18 protein-coding genes are annotated in these 23262 nt (G+C 64.2%); 11 read left to right on the top strand and 7 right to left on the bottom strand.

From position 1 onward, the window contains the following. Positions 1-31 precede the first annotated feature (31 nt). Positions 32-2389 (bottom strand): DNA translocase FtsK, encoded by a 2358-nt coding sequence (locus EO156_RS20615; protein ID WP_016848740.1) that lies wholly within the window; start codon positions 2387-2389, stop codon positions 32-34. 283 nt (positions 2390-2672) lie between these two features. On the opposite strand from EO156_RS20615, the gene trxB reads away from it, so the two are divergent. From trxB to infA, 4 genes are all read left to right on the top strand, one after another. After that, the gene (gene trxB, locus EO156_RS20610; RefSeq protein WP_016848739.1) at positions 2673-3641 is read left to right on the top strand and encodes a thioredoxin-disulfide reductase; all 969 of its coding nucleotides are present in this window, start codon (positions 2673-2675) and stop codon (positions 3639-3641) included. A 57-nt stretch (positions 3642-3698) separates the two neighbouring features. Further along, positions 3699-4817 carry a GNAT family N-acetyltransferase gene (locus EO156_RS20605; protein ID WP_016848738.1) on the top strand — a complete coding sequence of 373 codons (1119 nt, stop codon included), beginning with the start codon at positions 3699-3701 and terminating at the stop codon, positions 4815-4817. A gap of 262 nt (positions 4818-5079) precedes the next feature. Then, a complete protein-coding gene (gene aat / locus EO156_RS20600; protein ID WP_003482914.1) occupies positions 5080-5829 on the top strand; it encodes a leucyl/phenylalanyl-tRNA--protein transferase in 750 nt (249 codons plus the stop codon). Between the two features lie 80 nt (positions 5830-5909). After that, positions 5910-6128: a translation initiation factor IF-1 gene (gene infA, locus EO156_RS20595; RefSeq protein WP_002813418.1), complete on the top strand. Its 219-nt coding sequence runs from the start codon at positions 5910-5912 to the stop codon at positions 6126-6128. A 282-nt stretch (positions 6129-6410) separates the two neighbouring features. Here the strand turns inward: infA and clpA are convergent, their stop codons facing one another. Continuing rightward, positions 6411-8693 (bottom strand): ATP-dependent Clp protease ATP-binding subunit ClpA, encoded by a 2283-nt coding sequence (clpA, locus tag EO156_RS20590; RefSeq protein ID WP_003482920.1) that lies wholly within the window; start codon positions 8691-8693, stop codon positions 6411-6413. 142 nt (positions 8694-8835) lie between these two features. Then, positions 8836-9156, bottom strand: a complete 321-nt coding sequence (clpS, locus tag EO156_RS20585; protein WP_016848737.1) for an ATP-dependent Clp protease adapter ClpS — start codon at positions 9154-9156, stop codon at positions 8836-8838. A gap of 250 nt (positions 9157-9406) precedes the next feature. Between clpS and EO156_RS20580 the strand changes: the two genes are divergently transcribed. The 5 genes from EO156_RS20580 (at position 9407) to EO156_RS20560 (ending at position 13320) form a co-directional block, all read left to right on the top strand. After that, positions 9407-9865, top strand: a complete 459-nt coding sequence (locus tag EO156_RS20580) for an NUDIX hydrolase (protein WP_003482927.1) — start codon at positions 9407-9409, stop codon at positions 9863-9865. After that, positions 9862-10998, top strand: coding sequence for a tRNA 2-thiouridine(34) synthase MnmA (gene mnmA, locus EO156_RS20575; protein ID WP_016848736.1), 1137 nt, complete (start codon positions 9862-9864; stop codon positions 10996-10998). Before EO156_RS20580 ends, mnmA begins: the two co-directional genes overlap by 4 nt. Continuing rightward, complete coding sequence (gene hflD / locus EO156_RS20570; RefSeq protein ID WP_007964280.1) at positions 10998-11612, top strand: high frequency lysogenization protein HflD; 615 nt, start codon at positions 10998-11000, stop codon at positions 11610-11612. Before mnmA ends, hflD begins: the two co-directional genes overlap by 1 nt. A gap of 59 nt (positions 11613-11671) precedes the next feature. Then, on the top strand, positions 11672-12949 hold the full coding sequence (locus EO156_RS20565; RefSeq protein ID WP_014090132.1) for a methyl-accepting chemotaxis protein: 1278 nt from the start codon (positions 11672-11674) through the stop codon (positions 12947-12949). Between the two features lie 86 nt (positions 12950-13035). Beyond that, positions 13036-13320, top strand: coding sequence for a hypothetical protein (locus EO156_RS20560; RefSeq protein WP_003482934.1), 285 nt, complete (start codon positions 13036-13038; stop codon positions 13318-13320). 962 nt (positions 13321-14282) lie between these two features. Here the strand turns inward: EO156_RS20560 and EO156_RS20555 are convergent. Further along, positions 14283-17069, bottom strand: coding sequence for an EAL domain-containing protein (locus EO156_RS20555; RefSeq protein ID WP_016848735.1), 2787 nt, complete (start codon positions 17067-17069; stop codon positions 14283-14285). 120 nt (positions 17070-17189) lie between these two features. Here EO156_RS20555 and EO156_RS20550 point away from each other — a divergent pair, with 120 nt between their 5' ends. After that, entirely contained in the window at positions 17190-19322 is a 2133-nt protein-coding gene (locus EO156_RS20550; RefSeq protein WP_016848734.1) for a PAS domain S-box protein, read from the top strand. Between the two features lie 3 nt (positions 19323-19325). Then, positions 19326-21047, top strand: a complete 1722-nt coding sequence (locus tag EO156_RS20545) for an EAL domain-containing protein (RefSeq protein ID WP_016848733.1) — start codon at positions 19326-19328, stop codon at positions 21045-21047. A gap of 127 nt (positions 21048-21174) precedes the next feature. On the opposite strand, the gene EO156_RS20540 is transcribed toward EO156_RS20545, so the two are convergent. The 3 genes from EO156_RS20540 to flgM form a co-directional block, all read right to left on the bottom strand. Then, positions 21175-22401, bottom strand: a complete 1227-nt coding sequence (locus tag EO156_RS20540) for an ATP-binding protein (protein ID WP_003482941.1) — start codon at positions 22399-22401, stop codon at positions 21175-21177. Positions 22402-22567: 166 nt separating this feature from the next. Next, positions 22568-22900 (bottom strand): flagella protein, encoded by a 333-nt coding sequence (locus EO156_RS20535; protein ID WP_003482942.1) that lies wholly within the window; start codon positions 22898-22900, stop codon positions 22568-22570. A gap of 15 nt (positions 22901-22915) precedes the next feature. Next, entirely contained in the window at positions 22916-23227 is a 312-nt protein-coding gene (gene flgM, locus EO156_RS20530; RefSeq protein ID WP_003482943.1) for a flagellar biosynthesis anti-sigma factor FlgM, read from the bottom strand. Positions 23228-23262 lie beyond the last annotated feature (35 nt).

Below are 23262 nucleotides of genomic sequence, written 5' to 3'. Positions count from 1 at the left end.
CACCTGAAACGCGTCACGACATCGCCGGCGCCTACTTGGGCGGCGGCGGTGCCAGCACGGTACGGTCGCCATTGTGCTCGGGCGGGCTGACGACGCCGGCCGCTTCCATCGCTTCGATCAGACGCGCGGCGCGGTTGTAGCCGATCTTCAAACGCCGCTGCACGCCGGAAATCGAGGCACGCCGGGTCTCGGTGACGATGCGCAAGGCTTCGTCGTACAACGGGTCCGACTCGTCGCCACCGCCGCCGCTGCTTTCCGGCAAGCCGGTCGCACCGACCACGGTGCCATCGCCCATGGTCTGGACTTCGTCCAGCACGCCTTCGACGTAGGACACCGGCCCGCTCGCCTTGAGATGCTCGACCACGCGATGTACCTCTTCGTCGCTGACGAAGGCGCCATGCACGCGATCCGGCAGCGCCGTGCCTGGCGGCAGATACAGCATGTCGCCGTTGCCCAGCAGCGCTTCGGCGCCGGATTGATCCAGAATGGTGCGCGAGTCGATCTTGGAGCTGACCTGGAACGCCACGCGGGTTGGGATATTGGCCTTGATCAGGCCGGTGATCACGTCCACCGACGGCCGCTGCGTGGCCAGGATCAGATGGATGCCGGCCGCGCGCGCCTTCTGCGCCAGGCGCGCGATGAGTTCTTCGACCTTCTTGCCGACGATCATCATCATGTCGGCGAATTCGTCGATGAAGATGACGATGAACGGCAGCGTCTCCAACGGCCGCGGCGCTTCGCCCAGTTCCGGGTTCGGCTTGAACAGCGGGTCCATCATCGGCTGCCCGGCGTCGATGGCGTCCTTGACCTTCTTGTTGAAGCCGGCCAGGTTGCGCACGCCCACCGCGCTCATCAGCTTGTAGCGGCGCTCCATTTCGGCCACGCACCAGCGCAAGCCGTTGGCGGCCTCCTTCATGTCGGTGACCACCGGCGCCAGCAGGTGCGGGATGCCCTGGTAGACGCTCAACTCGAGCATCTTCGGGTCGATCATCAGCATCCGCAGTTCCTTGTGCGAGGCCTTGTACAGCAGGCTCAACACCATCGCATTGACCGCCACCGACTTGCCCGAGCCGGTGGTACCTGCGACCAGCAAGTGCGGCATGCGCGCCAGGTCGGCCACGGTCGGCCGGCCGGCGATGTCCTTGCCCAGGGCAAGCGTCAGCGGGCTGGCCGACTTGTCGTACTCCTTGGAGCGCAGCAATTCGGAGAGGAAGATCATCTCGCGGCTGACGTTGGGTATTTCCAGCCCGATCACCGACTTGCCAGGGATCACGTCCACCACACGCACCGATTTCACCGACAACCCGCGGGCGATGTCCTTGTCCAGCGAGCTGATCTGGCTGACCTTGATGCCCGGCGCCGGCTCGATCTCGAAACGGGTGATCACCGGTCCCGGATAGGCGCCGACCACTTGTGCCTCGATGCGGAAGTCCTTGAGCTTGAACTCGATCTGCCGCGATAGCGTTTCCAGGGTTTCTTCGGAATAGCCCTTGGTCTGCGGCTTGGGGTCGTCCAGCAGCGCCAGCGGCGGCAAGTCAGAGCCGTCGGTGCTGACGCCCTGGAACATCGGAATCTGGGTGTCGCGTTTGGCGCGCTCGCTTTTTTCCACTACCGGCGCTGGCGGCGGCTCGATCTTCACCGGTTCGCGCTTGGCCTGCTTGACCGCATCGACCTTGCGCACTTCCTCGCGTTCCTCGCGCATCACCCGGGTCTGCTGCCACTCGGTGGCCTGATGGGTCTTGCGCTGCATCAGCGGCCCCAGCGCCAGCACCCACTTGCCGATGCGCTCCATCACCGCAAACCACGACAAGCCGGTCGCCAGGGTGATAGAGACCAGCAGCAGCACCAGCACGAACAGGTTCGCGCCCAAGGCACCGAAGCCGGAGCTGAGCGAGCCGGCGACCAACTTGCCCAGGATGCCGCCGGCCTCGGCCACCTCGCCCTGGAACAGGCGCAGGTGCAGGAAGCCGGTCGACGAAATCAGGAACCCCACCATGCCGACCAGGCGCAGCGCCGGCCCCAGATCGCTTTGGGTCTGCTCTTCGCGGTCACCGATCAAGGCGATCCAGGCCACCGCCCCCAACAGTACCGGCAGCAGGAAGGCCACATACCCGAACAGCTGCAGCAGCACATCCGCCGCCAGCGCGCCGAATCGGCCGCCCATGTTGTGGATGGGCGCGACCAGATTGCCGGTGCGCGACCAACCCGGATCGGTCGCCGAATAAGTGAACAGGCTGGCCAGCAGATACAGCAGCAATGGCGCTACCGCGATCAAGGCCAGATCGCGCCAGAGCTTCTGCCGCCGCGGATTGTCCGCCGCCGCCGTCTTGCGCGACGACGATTTGCCCTCTGCGGGCTTGCTGCTGCGTTCGGGAACCTGCTTTGCCACCTGTAGCCAGACCTTAGAAAAATGCTGTTAGTGTTTGATAATAAACGACTGAAGCCACGGTTTCAGCAGTTGCATGCGCCCTGGCCATCCAGCCAAGTGCGGCTCAACGAAAAACGCCGCACAAGGCGGCGTCGAGCACGTGGTTTGAGCGGACCATGCCATCTGCGGTTCAAGCAGTTCCATCGCGCCGCCTTGATTCACCAGGTGGGGACCGCCACTCTATGCCGCCACGGGGGCGCGAAAGACTTCGCCTTCCCCACCAATTCCTAGATCGCGAGTATACATGAGCGCCTCTTCTGCCAGCCCCGCCAAGCATTCCCGCCTGCTGATCCTGGGCTCCGGCCCGGCCGGCTGGACCGCCGCGGTCTACGCCGCCCGCGCCAACCTCAAGCCGGTGGTCATCACCGGGTTGCAACAAGGCGGCCAGCTGATGACCACGACCGAAGTGGACAACTGGCCGGGCGACCCCCATGGCCTGATGGGCCCGGACCTGATGAGCCGCATGCAGGCGCATGCCGAGCGCTTCGAGACCGAGGTCATCTTCGACCATATCCACACGGCAGACCTGTCGCAACGCCCGTTCCGGCTGATCGGCGACGGTGCCGAGTACACCTGCGACGCACTGATCATCGCCACCGGCGCCACCGCCAAGTACCTGGGCATCCCTACCGAAGAAGCCTTCAAGGGCCGCGGCGTCTCCGCCTGCGCCACTTGCGACGGCTTCTTCTACAAGGACCAGGATGTGGTGGTGGTCGGCGGCGGCAACACCGCGGTCGAAGAGGCGCTGTACCTGTCCAACATCGCCCGCAAGGTCTACCTGGTACATCGCCGCGACACCCTGCGTGCGGAAAAGATCATGCAGGACAAGCTGTTCGCCAAGGTGGCCGCCGGCAAGATCGAGACCGTCTGGCACCATGCCATCGACGAGGTACTGGGCAACGATGCCGGGGTCACCGGGGTGAGGGTCAAGTCCACCATCGACGGCAACACCCGCGATATCGATGCGCATGGTTTCTTCGTGGCGATCGGCCATCACCCGAATACGCAGTTGTTCGATGGCCAGCTGGCAATGAATAACGGCTACCTGGAGATCCGTTCCGGCCTGAACGGCGCGGCGACCGAAACCTCGGTGGCCGGCGTGTTCGCCGCCGGCGACGTGGCCGACCAGCATTACCGCCAGGCCATCACCTCGGCCGGCTTCGGCTGCATGGCCGCGCTGGATGCCGAACGCTTCCTCGACAAGAGCGCCTGAGATGGCGCCTGATTGCCGGCCGCGCGACGCGGCCAGCATCGCCAAAGGGCTGCCCGCATGGGCATAAGCGCCCGCTGGTGTCGCCAGCTGGACGAGTTGCCAGCCGGCGCCTGGGATGCGCTGCACGATGGCACGCATCCCTTCATCAGCCACACATTTCTGCAAGGCCTCGAACGTGAGGGCTGCCTGCGCCCGGATTGGGGTTGGAACCCGCTGCACCTGACCTTGTGGGAGGGCGACACCCTGGTGGCCGCGGCCCCCGGGTACCTCAAGAACAATTCGCACGGTGAGTTCGTCTTCGACCACGCCTGGGCGCATGCGTACGAGCGCTATGGCCAGGAATACTTTCCCAAGTGGCTGTGCGGGGTGCCCTACTCGCCCGTCACCGGCCCGCGTCTGCTCGGTGCACCCAAGTGGCGCGGCCACTTGCTGGCTGCCATGCGCGAGCTGGTGGAGCGCAGCGGGCTGTCGTCGGCGCATGTGAACTTTTATCCTGCAAATGAAGATGCCGGCTTCGATGCCGACTGGCTGGAGCGCAACGACCTGCAGTACCACTGGCACAACGTCAGCGGCTGGAACGACTTCGAGACGTTCCTGTCGGCGATGGATCACAAGCACCGCAAGAACATTCGCCAGGAACGCGCCAAGGTGCAACGCGCTGGCGTGCAACTGCGCGTGGTGCATGGCGATGAGGCCAGCGATGCGGATTTGGATGCGATGTATGGCTTCTATCTCAAGACGTTCAACGAATACGGAAATTCGCCCGCGTTGACGCCGCAGTTCCTGCAGCACTTGGCGACGGCCATGCCGCGCCAGATGGTGATGTTCCTGGCCGAGCTCGAGGGGCACCCCATCGCCGGCGCGCTATGCCTGCGCGGACAGGACACGCTGTACGGCCGCTATTGGGGCGGACAAGCGCTGCCCGGCCTGCATTTCGAGACCTGCTATTACCAGGGCATCGAATATTGCCTGCGCGAAGGCCTGACCCGCTTCGAGCCTGGCGCCCAAGGCCAGCACAAGATCGCGCGCGGCTTTCTGCCAACGCTGGTGCGCAGCAGGCACTGGATCGCCGACCCGGGCTTTCGCGAACCCCTGGCACAGTGGTGTGCAGACGAGCGCGATGCTGTGGCCCAACATGCACGGGAACTGTCCGAGCGCAGCCCTTTTCGCGATTGATCCAAGTCAGGCGGTATGAGCGACGTTGATTGAATGCTCGACGATTGCGGCGTGCATGCACGGCGCAATCGTCGAGCAGCGCACACGCTGGAGCGACCGCCAAACCGCGTGGGCAGTCGCCAGGTGGACGCGGACGGTGCGCAGGAACCGGAGTCTGCGCTCCGGTGCACGCCGATTCCGGGAAACGGTCGCAGATTCACCTTGCGGCAGGCTCGTGCCGCGGTCAGCGCAGTCGGCTTGCCAGCTGCCCTACACTGCGCAGATGGCGCGCCATCTCCCCTTTCTGCTCGATGCCGATCCAACGGCACCGTTTCCGCCGGCCGCACAGGCCCTGCGCGACCCGGACGGCCTGCTCGCCATCGGCGGCGACCTGGCGCCGCAGCGGCTGCTCAATGCCTATGCGCATGGCATTTTCCCGTGGTTTTCGCAGGACCAGCCGATCCTGTGGTGGAGTCCGGACCCGCGCATGGTGTTTCGCACCGATGCGCTGCGCCTGTCGTCGCGTTTCAGGCGTCAGCTACGCAGCAGCAGCTGGACCGTACGTGCCGACACCGCCTTCGAACAAGTCATCGACGCTTGCGCGTCGGTTCCGCGCGCTGGCCAGGACGGCACCTGGATCACCGCACAGATGCAGCAGGCATACATCGCGTTGCACGAGCTGGGCCATGCGCACTCACTGGAAGTGTTCGACGGCACGCGCCTGGTGGGCGGCATCTACGGCGTGGCGATCGGCCAGATGTTTTTCGGCGAAAGCATGTTCAGCGCCCAAAGCGGCGGCTCCAAGGTGGCACTGGCCGCGCTAGCGATGCATCTGCACACCGAAGGTTGGCCGCTGCTCGACGCGCAAGTGGAAAACCCGCACCTGCTCAGCCTGGGAGCGCAGCGCTTGCCGCGCGCGCAGTTTCTGCAACAGGTACAGTTGCAGGTCGCCCGCCCCGCCCTGCCCGGCACGTGGTCCGGACGCTACGGACAACGCCCCGCCAGCGCGCTTGGTGAAGCCCGCTTAACATAAAATTTGCACCAGGGGGAGATGGCGCGTAAAATGCCGTCCCTTACGGCCCTGCCGGGCCAGCCGTGATTGCACAGGATTACATGTCGAAAGACGACTCCATTGAATTCGAAGGCAGCGTCAGCGAGACGCTTCCCAACACCACGTTCCGGGTCAAGCTGGAAAACGGGCATGAAATCATCGCCCACATCTCCGGCCGTATGCGCAAGAACTACATCCGCATCCTGACCGGCGACCGGGTCAAAGTTGAGATGACTCCCTACGACCTGACCAAGGGTCGTATTACCTACCGCATGAAGTAAGCGGTTCTGGTGCTGAGGCGCGAGGCGGCCATTGGCCGCTTTTTGTCGTGCCCATAATTCGAGCAGTGATGCGTTTCTACTGCAGGCAAGTTCCGCAGAGCAACCGGTGCGAGACAGGGCGGCGGTTCTTCGGTCGGTGCCTTGCACCATGTGCTGCGTCCAGCATCCGGCACCCGCGTCAAGCACTGCCATCGTCGGCACGCGTGATTGCGAGGGCCGCTGAAAACGTAAAAAGCCGCTCTCTCGAGCGGCTTTTCTTACCTGCCAAACATCCTATGGCGATCAGTCCACCGTCGCGGGCAGCAGGCGCTCCGGTTCCGGATGCGCCTCGACCACCAGTTCGCCATCCTTGACGTCGATGTTGACCCGGCCACCGTCCACCAACTTGCCGAACAGCAGTTCGTCGGCGAGCGGGCGCTTGATCTTTTCCTGGATCACCCGCGACATCGGCCGCGCACCCATCAGCGGATCGAAGCCATGCTGTGCCAGCCAGTCGCGCGCGGTCGGGGTGGCCGACAGGGAGACGTGCTTTTCCTGCAACAGCATTTCCAGCTCGATGATGAACTTGTCCACCACCCGCAGGATGTGGTCGAACGCCAGCGGTTGGAACTGCACGATCGCATCCAAACGGTTGCGGAACTCGGGCGTGAAGCCGCGACGGATCGATTCCATCGCATCGGTGGAATGATCCTGCTTGGTAAAGCCGATCGAACGCCGCGACGCCTGCGTGGCGCCGGCATTGGTCGTCATTACCAGGATCACGTTCTTGAAGTTGGCCTCGCGCCCGTTGGTATCGGTGAGGATGCCGCGGTCCATGACCTGCAACAGGATGTTGAAGATGTCCGGGTGCGCCTTCTCCACCTCGTCCAACAGCAGCACGCAGTGCGGCGTCTTGACGATTTTCTCGGTCAACAAACCGCCCTGGTCGAAACCGACGTAGCCCGGGGGAGCACCGATGAGACGGCTGATCGAATGCGCTTCCATGTACTCGGACATGTCGAAGCGCACCAGTTCAATCCCCAGCTGCAGCGCGAGCTGCTTGGTGACCTCCGTCTTGCCGACACCGGTGGGACCGGCGAACAGGAAATTGCCGATCGGCTTTTCGGGGTTCGCCAGGCCCGAGCGTGCCAGCTTGATCGAACCGGCCAGCGTTTCGATCGCCGGGTTTTGCCCGAAAATCACCATCTTCAGATTGCGCTCCAGGTGCTGTAGCACGTCCTTGTCGGTCGCGCTGACCTGCTTGGCCGGAATCCGCGCCATCTTGGCCACGATGGTCTCGATCTCTTCGATATCGATCAGCTCCTTGCGCGTGCCTTCCGGCAGCAGACGCTGACGCGCGCCGGCCTCGTCGATCACATCGATCGCCTTGTCCGGCAGCAAGCGGTCGCCGATATGCTTCACCGACAGGTCAACGGCCGCCTGTAGCGCGTCGTCGGCGTAGGTCACGCCATGATGCGCCTCGTACTTGGGCTTGAGGCCCTGCAGGATCTCGAAGGTTTCGCCCACAGTCGGCTCGACGATATCGATCTTCTGGAACCGACGCGCCAGCGCACGGTCCTTCTCGAAGATGCCGCGATATTCCTGGAACGTGGTCGAGCCGATGCAGCGCAGCTCGCCAGACGACAGCGCGGGCTTGATCAGGTTGGAGGCGTCCATGGTGCCGCCCGACGCCGAGCCGGCACCGATGATGGTGTGGATCTCGTCGATGAACAGCACCGCATTCGGCACCTTCTTCAACGCGGCCAGCACGCCCTTGAGACGCTTTTCGAAATCGCCTCGATACTTGGTGCCAGCCACCAGTGCGCCCAGATCCAGCGAGTAAATCACTGCATCGGCAAGCACTTCCGGCACGTCGTTGTCGACGATGCGCTTGGCCAGACCTTCGGCAATCGCGGTCTTGCCGACGCCGGCCTCGCCCACGTACAGCGGATTGTTCTTGCGCCGGCGGCACAGGACCTGGATGGTGCGCTCGATCTCGTCGCTGCGGCCGACCAACGGGTCGATCTTGCCGTTGCGCGCCTGCTCGTTGAGATTGCTGGCGAACTCGGCCAGCGCGTCGCCCTTGGCCTCGCCCTCTCCACCTTCGCTCTTGGACTCGCCATCCGGCGCGGACGGCTGTTCGCCGTCTTCACCCAGCTTGGCAATGCCGTGCGAAAGGTAATTGACGATATCGAGACGGGTGATGTCCTGTTGGTTCAGGAAGTACACTGCGTGCGAGTCCTTCTCGCCGAAGATGGCGACCAGCACGTTGGCGCCGGTGACTTCCTTCTTGCCCGAGGACTGCACGTGGTAGACGGCGCGTTGCAACACCCGCTGGAATCCCAGGGTAGGCTGCGTGTCGCGCCCGTCGTCCTCGGCCAGGCGCGAGACCGAGGCCTCGATTGCCTGCTCCAGGTCATTGTGCAGGCGCACCTGGTCTGCGCCACAGGCCTTGAGCACGGCCTGGGCGGAAGGATTGTCCAGCAGCGAGAGCAGCAGGTGCTCGACGGTCATGAACTCATGACGCGCCTCGCGTGCTCGCTTGTAGCACTGGCCGATGGTTTGCTCTAGGTCTTTGCTGAACATTGGTAACTCCGAACGGCTGTTGCCAACAATATGCGGCTTTTGTTGGGATTTTCCACAACCCTATCGGATAGGCATGTTCAGACAGCGTTAGCACGTGATCGCAGCCACACTGTTGCGCTGCTGGAATGATCTACAGAGCGTCTCAGGCCTGTTCCATCGTGCACAGCAGCGGGTGCTGGTTCATGCGCGAAAATTCGTTGACCTGGGCCACCTTCGACTCTGCAACCTCACGGCTGTAGACCCCGCACACGCCGCGCCCGCGGGTGTGGACGTGCAGCATGATCTGGGTGGCCTGCTCCAAGTTCATGTTGAAAAACTGCTCCAGGACGGTCACCACGAAGTCCATCGGGGTGTAGTCGTCGTTCAGCAACAGTACCTGGTAGCGCGGCGGTGGCGCCACTTCGGGCTTGCTGGCTTCGACCATCAGGCCGTGGTCGTGTTCGTGTGAGGTATTCCGAGGCATCCGGCCATTATACGGTTCAACCTTGCATGCATTGGACGATTTGCGCTGTGCCCCGCACAATTTGTGTCCAATTTCCTGGCTGGCCCTTGATGACCGATTCCATGACCGCGCCGCTGCTGGCGCCGCCGTCTACCGCCGATGCCCGGACGCGCACGGCAGACGACGGCGCAACCGTGCCAGGGTGGCACCGCGGTGCTAGTCCCGCTGCAGAGGCAGCACACACGCCACCATTCGCGCTGGAGCAAATTTGATGAGTGTCACCGAGCAACGCTGGCATCCTGATGTGACGGTTGCCACAGTTGTGGTGCGCGATGGACGCTTTTTGCAGGTGGAAGAAGCCATCGGCGGCCGCTTGCTGTTGAACCAGCCTGCCGGACATCTGGAGCCGAACGAAAGCCTGCTGGACGCGGCCGTGCGCGAAACCCTGGAGGAGACCGGCTGGGACGTGCGCCTGACCCAGTTCATCGGCACCTACCAATGGGTTGCGCCCAATGGGCAGTGCTTCTTGCGCTTTGCGTTCGTTGCCGATGCGCTGACCCATCACCCCGATCGCAGCCTCGATACCGGCGTGGTGCGCGCGCTGTGGATGACCCCGGATGAACTACGCGCCTCGATCGAGCGCCTGCGCAGCCCGTTGGTGTGGGAGGTGGTTGCCGACTACCTGGCCGGGCAGCGTCATCCACTCTCCCTGGTGCGGCACGTCGCATGAGTACGCCGCGCATCGTGGTGGGTGTGTCCGGCGGCGTGGATTCGTCGGTGGCGGCGTGGAAGCTGGCGCAGCAGGGCGAGCCAATCGCGGGGCTGTTCATGCAGAACTGGGCCGACGACGGCAGCGGCGACTGCCGCGCCGAAGACGATCGCCGCGATGCGGTGGCGGTGTGCGGCGTGCTGGGCATCCCGTTTCATTTCCGCGATTTTTCCGGCGAATACTGGAGCGGCGTGTTCGAGCATTTCCTGGCCGAATATGCGGCCGGACGCACGCCCAACCCGGACGTGTTGTGCAACCGCGAAGTGAAGTTCAAGCATTTTCTGGATGCAGCACAGGCGCTGGGTGCCGAGCGCATCGCCACTGGCCATTACGCGCAGGTGGCGCATCGCGGTGGGCGGTGGCGCCTGCTGCGTGGCGCCGACCGCGGCAAGGACCAGAGTTATTTTCTGCATCAACTGGGGCAGACGCAGTTGGCCGCCACCCTGTTCCCGATCGGCGACCTGGAAAAAAGCACTTTGCGCCGGATCGCCCAGGATGCCGGCTTGCCGACCCATGCCAAGAAGGATTCCACCGGCATCTGTTTCATCGGCGAGCGCGATTTCCGTGAGTTTCTGGGCCGCTACCTGCCGGCGCGCACCGGCGAGATCCGCGACCCGCAGGGGCAGCGCATCGCCGAGCATCCGGGGGTGTTCTATTTCACACTGGGCCAGCGCGAGGGGCTGAACATCGGCGGCGTGCGCGGGCGGGCGGCCGCGCCGTGGTACGTGGTCGGCAAGGATGTGGCGAACAATGTGCTGTATGTGGACCAGGACCGCGACAGCCCGCTGCTGCAATCGCGCTGGCTACAGTCCGAACAAGCCCACTGGGTGACCGGGGCGCCGCCGGCGCGCCGGTTCAGCTGCACCGCGCAGACGCGCTACCGTCAGCCCGACGAGTCCTGCACGGTGGATGTGCAGGACGATGGCAGCGTGCAGGTGCGCTTCGAACGGCCGCAACGGGCGGTGACGCCGGGGCAGTCGCTGGTGCTGTACGACGGCGAGGAGTGCCTGGGCGGCGCGGTCATCGCCGCCACCGACGCGCCGCTGGAACGCCAGTTGGCGGGATCTTCTTTTTCCTCTGAGGTAGTGGCTTGATGAGTGTTTCCATGGATCATCGTGTGCTGGCGCTTGCCGGCGTCGCTCAGGCCCTGCAACAGGTGCGGCGGATCGCCGAGACCGGGCATTCGGAAGCTGCGACGGTGCGCACTGCCATGGACAGCGTGTTCCGTGTGGACGCCGCCTCGCCAGAGGCCGTCTATGGCTCGGCAGCGGCGCTGGCGCCCGGCCTGCGCCTGCTGCACAACTACTTCCGCAATCAGGGCCAAGACGAGGTGCTGCCGCGTCTGGCACTGGCCGTGCTGCAGCTGGAGCGCCGGTTCGTGCGCGATGCCAGCACCGTCGCCACTGTTGCCAGCGGAATCGACGCGGCAGCGCGTCAGGCCCAGCAGCTGGGCGACAGCAGCCATCCCGACGTGCTGGGTTCGCTCGGCGGGCTGTACGCGCAGACCATCAGCCACTTGCGGCCCAAGGTCATGGTGCAAGGCAACCCGCACTACCTGGGCCAGGCTGGCGTGGTCGCGGAGATCCGCGCACTGTTGCTGGCGGCACTGCGCTCGGCGGTGCTGTGGCGGCAGATGGGCGGCAGCCTGTGGGATTTCCTGTTCGCCAAACGCGCGATGATCGAGGCGGTGGACCGCGCGCTGCGCTAATCGGCGCGAAAACCGCTTACATCTGCGCGCTGGCGGCCGCTGAGGCGCGCCAACGGCGGTTGAATGGACCAGGCGATGTGGCGATCGTCGCTAAAGACAATGGGGGCAGTGCCGATACAGCAACCGTGACTCTGCCGAGAACGCCCATGTATTCACGTCCACTCATCCGTCTAGCCGCTCCTTTGGCTCTGACCTTGCTGTTCCCCTTCGCTGTCGGATTCGACTGGCCCGCTTCGGTGCGCTGGGCGATCCTGGCGACCATGACCCTCAGTTGGTTGGGTTTCGCTGCCTGGGTGACGTATTCCCAGTTCCGGCCTAATCCGGACCAGGCCCGCATCCTGCGCGAGCAGGACCAACTGCTCAACGAACTGCGTACGTTCGTCAGCAACGAAGTCGACGGATCGCGCTCGGAAGTCGAGCGTGCCCGCGAACTGATCCGCCAGGCCGTGTCCGGCCTGGGTGGCAGCTTCGAAGCGATGAATCGCAAATCGCGTCAGCAAAGCCAGGCACTGGCCCGCATCGTCGACCGCGCCGGCGACGATGGCAGCGCCGGCGTCGACGTCGCCCGCTTCGCCCAGCATGCCAGCTCCCGCATGGAGCAGTTGGTGGAAGCGCTGGAACAGGTGAGCGGCCAAAGCACCAATACCGTCCATCACATCGACGAGATGGCTCAGCATCTGGATGGCATCTTCGCGCTGCTGGAAGACGTCAAGTCGATCGCCGACCAGACCAACCTGCTGGCCCTGAACGCCGCCATCGAAGCAGCGCGTGCCGGTGAGGCCGGTCGCGGCTTCGCCGTGGTTGCCGACGAAGTGCGCAACCTGTCCGAGCGTTCCACCACCTTCAACGAGCAGATCCGCAAGCTGGCACACAGCTCCAAGGAATCGATCGCCAAGGTGCGTGAAACGGTCTCGCAGCTGGCATCGCGCCATATGGACCGCTCCCGCGAGGCGCGCCATGAATCGGCCGCCATGCTGGAGAACGTCGCCCAGATCAACGCCTCGTTGGGCGATGGCATGCGCGAGATCTCCGAATGCGCACGCTCGATCGATGGCAGCGTGGCAGAAGCGGTGCGTGCCCTGCAGTTCGAGGACATCGCCACCCAGACGCTCAGTGGCATCCACACCCACCTGGATCGCCTGACCGCGATCAACCGCGAAGCGGTGGCGCTGCAGGAACTGCTGCATCGCAATGGCGGCGTGTACGACAGCGACCTGGTCGCCGCGCTGGCCAAGGTGTCCAACCGCCTGCGCGACATGCGCGTGGAGTGGGAACGCCCGCCGCACAAGCCGGTGGCACAGCAGGGCATGGGCGCCGGCACGGTCGAGTTGTTCTGAGACCGATGCCGCCACGCAGCTGCTGATTCCGACATTCCCCGGCCTTCCGGGGATTTGTCGTTCCGTTACGACCTGGTGTTCCGCCCATGACACTTCTTGCCCCGACCATCGACGCCCCTACCGCCGCACTGCAGGCCGCTGCCCTGGCAGCCGCACAGGCCGAGCGCATCGCGCAAAGCGATTCGGCCAGGCCTGCACTGCGACGTGTGCGCATACCGGCCGCGCTGGAACGGCTGGAAAGCAGCGCACGCGCAGAGCTGCTGGCATTGATCAACCCGCGCCGCGCATGCAGCGAAGAGGAGCTGTTGTTCGCCACGGTGGCCTGGGATTTGGGTCTGGATGGTGCCGCGGTCAGCGGATCGGCGCGGTAAGCCCAGCGCCGTACAGCGGGGCGTGCCTCGGCAGGCGCCCCGCTGGTTGTCTCCACTGCCCGAGAGTGATGCGATTGCGCCACGCCTTGCCGCCAAGGTGGTTCTGCATCATGCCGTACCGATAAGCAGTGCCCCGCGCGCGCGGCACTGATCGACTGCAGCGTCAGGGTGAGCGCTCCCCTGCCCGTCTGCTCAGCGATTCTTATGACTGACGTGAGTCTTCGATCGGTACGGCAATATTGGAATGAGCATGTGAAGGGAATTGCGCGTCTGCTACGTGGCTGCAGAACTCCTTCTCTCTATTGCGGTGCACACTCGAAGTGCGTCTTTGCCGCGTGAGCGACCCGAATCAGTCCAGCGGTGGACGTGGCCCCGTCGGTTGCAGCGACGCTGATTCGTAGTTTGGCTTCGGGGTCCTTGCGCGCGCCTGATCGCAGGACAGATGCAACTACACCCTGTAGAGCTCATGCGACATCCATGCCGTTCGAGGTACCGCAACGCTGGGCGGGCAGCGACTATCGAGATGGTCGGTGCGCGATGTGCGTGGCATCGATCCCTGCTTTTCACTTATCGACCAGCCAACTCTCCGGTGCGATGCCTCGCCCAGTGCGGGACCACCGGCGCGGCATGGATGCGGCCATTGTGCTTCAATAGATGGGCCACACCGAGTCCCGCGCGCGGTGAGGCCATGCGCCGCCTTCGACGCTAGTACGTTGTTGATGGTCCTGCAGCTAGCGTCAGCTTGGGCGTCGTTGATGCCGCCACAAACCATGTGTGGACGCCCTCATGGTTTGCCCCGTCGCTGGTGAGGCGCTGCGTGCTCGACCCAACAAATGATGAGCGGCATTCGAACGCCGCTACGGCTCGCCAGCTCTGATGTCTTCAAGCCATTGGGCAGTACACACCGACGACTTGCAGGACGGCTGCGCTGCGGCTCAAAACACGCAACGCTGCACACTGCGTCAGTTGGCGATGACCAGACGCGCGCCCAACCGGATGCCGGCGTCGGCTTCGCGCAACCACTGCGCCATGTCGCGTGGCGACAACGGACGTGAGTAGAAATAGCCCTGGATTTCGTCGCAGCCCTGCTGGCGCAGCAACGCATCTTCCTGCACGGTTTCAACGCCTTCTGCGACCACCTGCATGCCCAGGGCATGCCCCAGATGCACGATGGCCTGAGTGACTTCGGCCGTATTGGCGTCGTCGAGCATGCCTTGCACGAAGCTGCGGTCGATCTTCAAACGCTGCACCGGGAACCGGTTGAGGTAATGCAGATTCGAGAAGCCGGTACCGAAGTCGTCCACCGCCAGCAACACGCCGTTCTGTTCGAACAATTCGAAGCAGCGGCGTAGCGAATCGGAGTCGCGAATCAGGGCAGATTCGGTCAGCTCCAGCTCCAGGCGCGACGGCGGCCAGCCATTGTCGCGGCAGATTTCCAGCACGCGCTCGGCAAAACCGCGCTCGCGCAATTGCACGGCAGACACATTCACCGCAACGCGGCTGAAATGCAGGCCGGCACGATCCCAGACCACGGCCTGACGGCACGCTTCGCCGATGACCCACTCGCCCAGACGCACGATCTCGCCGCATTCTTCGGCAATCGGGATGAATTCGACCGGGCTGCAGGGACCATGGCCAGGGCGATTCCAGCGCATCAGCGCTTCGATCGCCGGCGATGCATCGTCCACGGTGTTGACCAGCGGCTGATAGACCAGCGTGAATTCTTCGCGGTCGAGCGCGCCTTGCAGCGCATGCTCCAGCTCCAGGCGGCGCTGCGCCCGCAGCAGCACGTCCTGGCTGTAGTAATGGTACGTATTGCGCCCGGACTCCTTGGCTGCGTACATCGCCGCGTCGGCGGCGCGCAGCAGGCTGTCGAAATCCGATAGCCCTTCGCCCTGCAGCGCGATGCCGATGCTGGCGCCGAGCTTGAGGGTGACGTGCTCCTTGCGTAGCGGCTCGCCGAGCGCAGCAATCAGTTTGCGCGCCACGTGGCCGGCATCTTCGGGCTCGGACATATCGCGCAGCAGCACGATGAATTCGTCGTCGCTGAAGCGGCCGAACAGGTCGCTATTACGCAGATGCTGATGCAGGCGCGCCGAGGCAAGCTTGAGCAGGTTGTCGCCGGTGGCATGGCCAAACGAATCGTTGATGCTTTTGAAGCCATCCAGATCGATCAACAGCATCGCCAGTGTCTGGCCGCGCTCGTTCGCTTCGCGAATGGCGTTTTCTGCCTGCTCGCGCAACAGGAAGCGGTTCGGCAAACCGGTCAGGCGGTCGTAATGGGCAAGCAGCTCGATGCGCTCGTTGGCTTCGCGTTCGCGGGTGATATCGCGGAACAAGGCAACAAACCGCGGCGGCAAGCCCTCACGACGATCCAGCTCGATCAGTACCTGCACCCAGACACGCTGGCCGGAGTTGCGATAGAAACACAGCTCCAGCTGTTCGGGCAGTCCGCCATCGGAGATCCGCAGCAGCGCCGCCTCGAAGGCGTCGCGCGAATCCTGCGTATACAGCGACAGCGCCTGCTCCAGGGTGATGTTTTCCTTGCGCAGGCCGTGAATGCGATAGCACTCCTCGGTCCATTGCATGCGCCGGGTGTCGACCTCGATCTCGCAGCCGCCGATCTTGCCCAGCGCGGACACGCGATTGAGCAATTCGGTGCGCCAACGGATCAGCGCGTCGGTCTGGCGTTGTTCGGTGACGTTCTGCAGCTGGCCAAGCACGCGCACCATGCTGCCGTCGCCATCGAACACCGGCTGTGCCCACACCCGCAGATGATGCGGGTTGGCACCGAGCAGGCCGTTGATTTCCAGTTCGAAATGCACCGGCATGCCTTCGTGCTTGATCTTGCGCCAGGCGCTGCGCAGTTGCGCGACCGAAGGCCCAGCCAGCAGGCGCAGGATGTCGCGGATGCCTTGCAGACGAACATGGGTCATGCCCAGTTGTTGCATGAAATCCTGCGACACCCACAGGGCATCGTGATGCGAATCCCAGCTCCAGCTCCCCATGCTGGCGATGCGCTGGGCTTCTTCGAGCTGTGCCTGCTGATCGCGCAGCTGCTGCTCGAGCAATTTTTGATGGTGCACGTCGGTATGCGTGCCGACCATGCGCAATGGACGTCCGTCCGCGGTCCGCGATACCACGCGGCCGCGATCCAAGATCCAGCGCCACTGGCCGTCGTGCTGGCGCAGCCGGAATTCGGCCACATAGGTATCGGTGCGGCCTTCCAGATGCGCCTGCACCGCCGCGCTGACATGCGCGTGGTCTTCCGGATGAATCAGCCCGGACAAGGCAGTGAGATTGTTCGGCAGCGGCTGCTCGGAATAACCGAGCATGCGTGTCCAGCGCTCGGAGCGATACACCACATCGGCCGGAATATCCCAATCCCACAAGCCGTGGTCGGCGCTGTCCAGGCCCATCTCCCAGCGACTGGTGCCATCGGCACCCTTCGGTTCTGGAATGCTCAGGGTGAACGCCATGATCTGGCCCTGCTCGTCGCAGACCGCGCGCAGCCAGCCCTCCAGCCGCCCGCCGCCGCTGCCCGGCAACACGCAGGGCGCCATGCCCCCGCTGTCGGCCAGCTGGGCACGGCTGCTTTCCAACACATCGGCGTATGCGCCAAGGGTTGCCGGCAATCCGAGGGATTGCGCAACGCGGTTGGCCGCCAGAGGCTGGCCATGCGCATCCAACAACACCACCGCCGAGGTCAGCGGGTGCTGCAGCATGCTTGCAATGACGCCTGAGTCCACTCTGGAACACTCCGAAGAATCGACCCCGGCCTTCGGGGTCGCAATGGATAACGGCAGTGCCGGCGAATAGTTGAGCCACCTGTTGCGAGCTGGACCGAACCGGCCCGAGTTACGGCTAAGATGGCCGCATCGCCAGCACTCAAGGTCGTCCGCGGATCCATGCAACAGCCCGTCGCCGCGCCCGCATTTTCGTCAGCCCCCGTCTCCTGTCTTCGTCTCGCCGAGCGCCTGCAGCAAGGCCTGTGGACCCTGACCGGCCTGTATCTGCTGGTGGGCGTGATCTGGCTGCTGCTGGGCAACCGGTTGCTCTACCTGGCCGGCGCCGCCATGCCGGAGCGCTGGTCTGATGCGAGCTTTCTGGTGCTGTCCAGCATCGTCATCCACCTGGTGCTGCGCCGCTTCACGGGCTTGATCGTGAACGAGTACGCCCAGCTGGCGCAGTCCGAGGCGTTGCTGCAAGCCAAGTTCATGGCACTGCCCAGCCCGGCCTTCATCTACGACCTGGCCACCATGCGCATCCTCGACGCCAATCCGGCGGCGCTGGAATTCTTCGGCTGGGAACGCGACGAGTTCCTGCAGCAGACGCTGCAGGCGATCTGGCCCAATGCCGATGGCGAGCGGCTGGAAGAGATCATTGCGCAGATCCGCAGCAAGGGAGATGCCACCTGCGTGTTGAACGAAGACCTGATGACGCGCAGCGGCACGCGGCATGTCGAGGTGCGGAGCAACCAGCTGCATCTGGCCAGCGGCCCTGCCCGCCTGGTCGTCACCGTTGACCGCAGCGAAGAGCGCCAGGCGCAAGATCTGCGCGACGAGGCACTCGAACGGCTGGAGGAGGCGCAGAGCATCGCGCGGCTGGGCTCCTGGCAACTGGATCGCACGACCGGCCTGGGCCGCTATTCGCCAGCGGTCTACCGCCTGCTGGGGCGCAGCGTACCGATGCATCGTCGCGAGCATCGGCTGGAAGAATTGCTGACCGCCTCCGACAGCGCGACCCAGGCGCGCATCGAACGCATGATCGAAGACATGTGTACCGGTGGCCAGGTGCAGATCGATGTGCTGCTGCCGCTGACCGGTGGCGATTCGCAACCGCGCACGGTGCATCTGCGCGCCGAAAGCGTGACCAGCCCCAGCGGCGTGCGCCATGTGCACGGCACCTTGCAGGATGTGAGCGAACGCGAGCAATCGCGCCGGCTGCTGCGCGAACGCGAGGAGCAGTTTCGCGAACTGGTGCGCGTGCTGCCCGACGGGGTGCTGATTCTCGCCGACGAGCATGTGATGTACGCCAACGCGGCCGGCTCGGCCCAGTTCGGCTTCCAGGGCGAAACCATCCTGGGCGAACCGCTGCAGACCCTGGTGGGCGACAACGACCTGCCGGTGGTGCGCGACTACCTGCGCGCAGGCAGCGATCGCAATGAGCCGGTCTCCAGCGCACGCGCGATGCGTCGTCGCGACGGCAGCACCTTCTACGCAGGTCTGTCGGCCGGCGACATCCGCTATGGCGGACGCAGCTGCAAGTTGCTGGTGGTGCGCGATCTGAGCGAACCCGAGCGCATGCGCGATGCCCTGGCCGAGAGCAATGTCGAGCTGCAGGCGATGGCCAAACGTCTGTTTTCGTTGCAAGAAGATGAGCGGCGCGCCATCTCGCGCGACCTGCATGACGACATCGGACAAGCGATCACCGCGATGAAGTTGTCCGCGCACGCGGCCCTGGATGAGCCGGACGCGGACGCGCGCCGCGAGGACCTGCTGGAAGTGGTGTCGCTGGCCGATACCACGGTGACCAAGCTGCGCAATCTGTCGATGCTGTTGCGCCCGCCACAACTCGATGCCCTGGGCCTGGAGGCAGCGCTGCGCTGGCAGGCGTCGATGCTGTTCCGCGCCTCGCAAGTGCGGCTGGAGCTGGATATTCAGGCGCTGGACGAACGGCCGGGCAACGAGATCGAACAGGCCTGCTTCCGGATCGCGCAGGAAAGCCTGACCAACGCGCTGCGGCACGCCTGCGCCGGCGAAGTGCACCTGCGTCTGCATTCGATCGACGGCGACAGTTTCCGCCTGGAAGTCAGCGATGACGGCGATGGCTTCGAGCCGGAGGGTCCGCGTGGGCTGGGGCTGATCGTGATGCGTGAGCGTGCGCAAACCGTCGGCGGCACGCTCGCGATAGAATCGGCTCCCGGAGCAGGCACGCGCGTGACGTTGCGCCTGCCCTATCACCCGGTCGGCGAGTCCGTCCACGACGATGGTGGACGTTGAGTCATGTGGAGCCCCGTAATCCCGCCCGGACTGGAAATCGTCAAGCCCACCCGGCTTGGCGCGGGCAATCCCGAATTGCTGCACCTGGTGGATGCGGCCGCGTCCGGCGGCCCGCCGCTGATGATCTTCCACGTCGATATCGATCACTTCGCCTCGATCAACGAGAACATGAGTGGCGAGGTCGGCGACCAGGCGCTGACGCTGGCAGCGCGCAGGCTGCAGGAATTTCTAGGCGCGCGCGGCAAGCTGTGGCGCCACGGCAGCGATGAAATGGTGGTTGTGGCGGTGCGCCGCGACGACACGCCCTTGCCGGAAGATTTTGCCGAGGAAATCCGCCAGCAACTGGAACTGCCGCTGTCGGTGCTGCCGTATACCTTGTTCATGACCGGCAAGGTCGGCATCAGCCTGTGTCCGGAACATTCCACCTCCTTGTCCACGCTGCTGGATTACGCCGAAGAAGCCAGCTACCAGGCCGCGCGCGAAGGCGGCAACACGGTGCGGCTATACACGCGCAACTCGGCCACCAACGCGCATAGCGAAAGCATCATTGCGCGGCAGATCGTCGATGCGATTCCGCACGGCGAATTGCGCCTGCGCTACCAACCGCTGGTGAGTGCGCGCGATGGCCGCATCGTGGGCATGGAAGCGCTGCTGCGCTGGCAGTCGCCCACCCTGGGCATGCTGGTGCCGGAACGCTTCATGCGTACCGCCGAGCGCCTGGGCGTGATCGTGCAGATCGGCGAATGGGTGCTGCAGAACGCGGTGTGCCAGGCGCGGCTGTGGCGCGACCAGGGTTTCGACGATTTCAGCATCGCAGTGAATGTTTCCACGCTGCAGTTGCTGCGCCCGGGCTTCTTCAACGAAGTGATGGCGATGCTGCAGACTGCCGGTGTACCGGCGCAGTTCGTCACGCTGGAGATCAACGAAAGCGCGTTGACCAACAACGTCAACTTCGTCCACGAGACGATGGCCAACCTGCGCAACGAAGGCATCAGCCTGAGCCTGGACAACTTCGGCACCGGCGATTCCAGCCTGAGCGCGCTGGTGCGCTACCCGGTGGACCGGCTCAAGATCGACCGCAGCTTCATCAAGAGCGCACCGGCCGGCAGCCGCGAGGCGGCGATCGCGCGCGCCATCATCGCCATGGGCCACCAGCTCGGCATGACGGTGATTGCCAATGGCGTGGAATCGCAGGCGCAGCTGGGCTTTTTGCGCCGTAACGATTGCGACATCTTCCAGGGCTACCTGTTCGGCGAGCCGATGTCGGCCGAGTCGGCGGGCATGGCACTACGGCGGCGCTACCTGCGCCCGGAATCGTTCGCCGAAAGCCGCCCCGACCGCACGCTCTTGCTGCTGGACGACGAAGAAAACGTGCTGCGCTCGCTGGTGCGCCTGTTCCGCCGCGACGGTTACCGGATTCTGGCGGCCGGCAACGTGCGCGACGCCTTCGACCTGCTGGCCACCAACGATGTACAGGTGATCCTGTCCGACCAGCGCATGAGCGACATGAGCGGCACCGAATTCCTGGGACGGGTCAAGATGCTCTACCCCGACACGGTGCGCCTGGTGCTCTCCGGCTACACCGACCTGGCCACCGTCACCGAGGCCATCAACCGCGGCGCGATCTACCGTTTCCTGACCAAACCCTGGAACGACGACGAACTGCGCGAGCATATTCGCCAGGCGTTCCGCACGCATGATGAGTTGCGTAACGGCCGGGAATAGGGAATCGGGATTGGGGAATCGGTAGAGCAGACCTCTGCGTCTTGTTGCTTCTCAGACACGCAGCCAGATCAAGCGAGCGGAAAGCTGCTTTACCGATTCCCCCTTCCCCATTCCCAGCGCGTCAGCGCTACCGCGGCTGCCGGATCGGTAGCGTGATCCTGAAACTGGCGCCCTGCCCCGGCGTGCTTTCCACGTCGATGCGGCCGTGGTGCTTGTTGATGATGCCGTAGGAAATCGACAGACCCAGGCCGGTGCCGCTGCCGACCGGTTTGGTGGTGAAGAAGGGGTCGAAGATGCGCTGCAGCAGATCCGGGGCAATGCCGGCGCCGCTGTCCTGGAACTGGATCCAGACGTTTTCTGCTTCGTCGCGACCGGTGGTCACGGCAATCGTGCCGCGCTCGACGATGGCCTGGCCGGCATTGAGCAGCATGTTCATGTAGACCTGGTTGAGCTCGGATGGCAGGCACTCCACCAGCGGCAGCTCGGCGTAGTTGCGCTCCAGCGTGACCTTGTACTTGAGCTCGTTCCAGATGATGTTGATGGTGGATTCGAGGCCCGCATGCAGGTCGACCATCTTCCACGACTCGGACCGGTCAGAGTACGAGAAGTCCTTGAGGTCGCGCACGATGCGGGTCACCCGCTCGATGCCTTCGCGCGATTCGGCCATCAGTTGCGGCAGATCGCGGCTGATGAAGTCGATGTCGGCGCGGTTGCGGATCTCGTCGATTTCCGGAATCAGCGCCTTGGGGTCCGGCGCCTGCAGCGCGCGCTCATACGCTTCGATCAGGGTGAACAGGCTACGCAGATATTCCTGCAGGCTGCCCAAATTGGAGTGCACATAACCGATCGGATTATTGATTTCGTGCGCCACGCCTGCGGCCAACTGGCCGATGGACGCCATTTTTTCCGATTGCAGCAATTTGTCCTGCGCACCGTTCAAGCGCAGATAGGCCTGGCGTAATTCGGCGTGGCGCTGTTGCAGCTCGCGCTCGTAATCCTGCTGGCCTTCGATGTTGTGGAACAGCGCCAGAAAATGCCCGGGCCCGCACTCTTCGTTGTAATACAGGTGCGCAATGACCACCCGGTCGGCAACCGGCAGGCTGCCGGTCCAGCTGCCCTTGCTGCGCGCTTGATTGAGTGCATCCGATGGCAATACCTGCGAGATGCGCTCGCCCAGATTGCGATCGTCGGTGGGGTCTTCCTTGCACAGGCTCTGGCGTGCGATGGCATTGGCCAGAATCAGCTTTCCGTCTGCGCGGAACAGCAGCAGCCCCTCCATCATCTGGTCGCCGAAGGCGCGCAGGATATCCGGGGACGGCAATAAGGCTTGATTGAGAAAAAACTTGGCGGTCACGGGAGCAGGCGGCGTAGAGGATGCCTCAATATACGCCGAACCATTGACGCTCCGTATTGTCGTTTTGCATTAGCCGGCGGCGCGTCGCAGAGCGAACGGCACCTGCCTGCTCGCCTAAGCCTGCCGCACCATCTGCCACCGGGTGTGCCACGAAACAGCGTGCAACTCAGGCCACGGCCAACGAACGCCCGCCGCGCAGTACGCTCGATTGCCCCTTGGCATCGTAGGACGGCGCACTTTCGGTGCGGCCGAGGTGGCGCAGCGCCCAGTTCACTTCGCGGCGCCGGCGTGCCAACAGCGCACCATTGGCGCGATTGGCTTCGGCCAGCTCACGCAGCCGCTCTTCTTCGCCTGCAGGCATCGCCGCTTCCAGCGCTTGCAGCGCCGAGAGCTTGTCCTGCGTGTGTCGCATCAGCCCGTCGATGTCGTTCTCGAGTAATGCCTGGCGTTCGCCGGCCAGCGCATCGCTGAGACGTTGCAGGAACTCGTTCACGTTCATCCTTTCAGTCGGGGATCAACCCGCCAGTTGCTGATTCAGATCCATCATGCGGCTGGCGATGGCGTCCGGGTTGATGGAATAGCTGCCGTTCTGCAATGCATCCTTCACCGCCTGGACGCGACCGGTGTCGATCGCCGAGGACTGCGAAAGCTCGCGCTGCAGGTTCTGCAGGTTGGTGGCTTCGCCGGTCAACTTGACGCTGTCGGTCGGCGGGGTTGCGGCAACCGGGGACGCGCGATCTTCGCCGGCCGAAGCGATCTTGCTGCTGGTGGCCGTGGTGCGAAGGGTGGCAGCGGTCGGTAGATTGCCTTCGATTTTCTGGGTCATGTCAGGAACTCCTCTACAGGTCGTAGGGGATAACG

It is taken from the genome of Xanthomonas sp. DAR33341, assembly GCF_003992815.1.
GTDB lineage: Bacteria > Pseudomonadota > Gammaproteobacteria > Xanthomonadales > Xanthomonadaceae > Xanthomonas > Xanthomonas cissicola.
The sequence above is the reverse complement of the archived record's forward strand: the minus strand, read 5'-3'. Positions and strand labels throughout refer to the sequence as shown.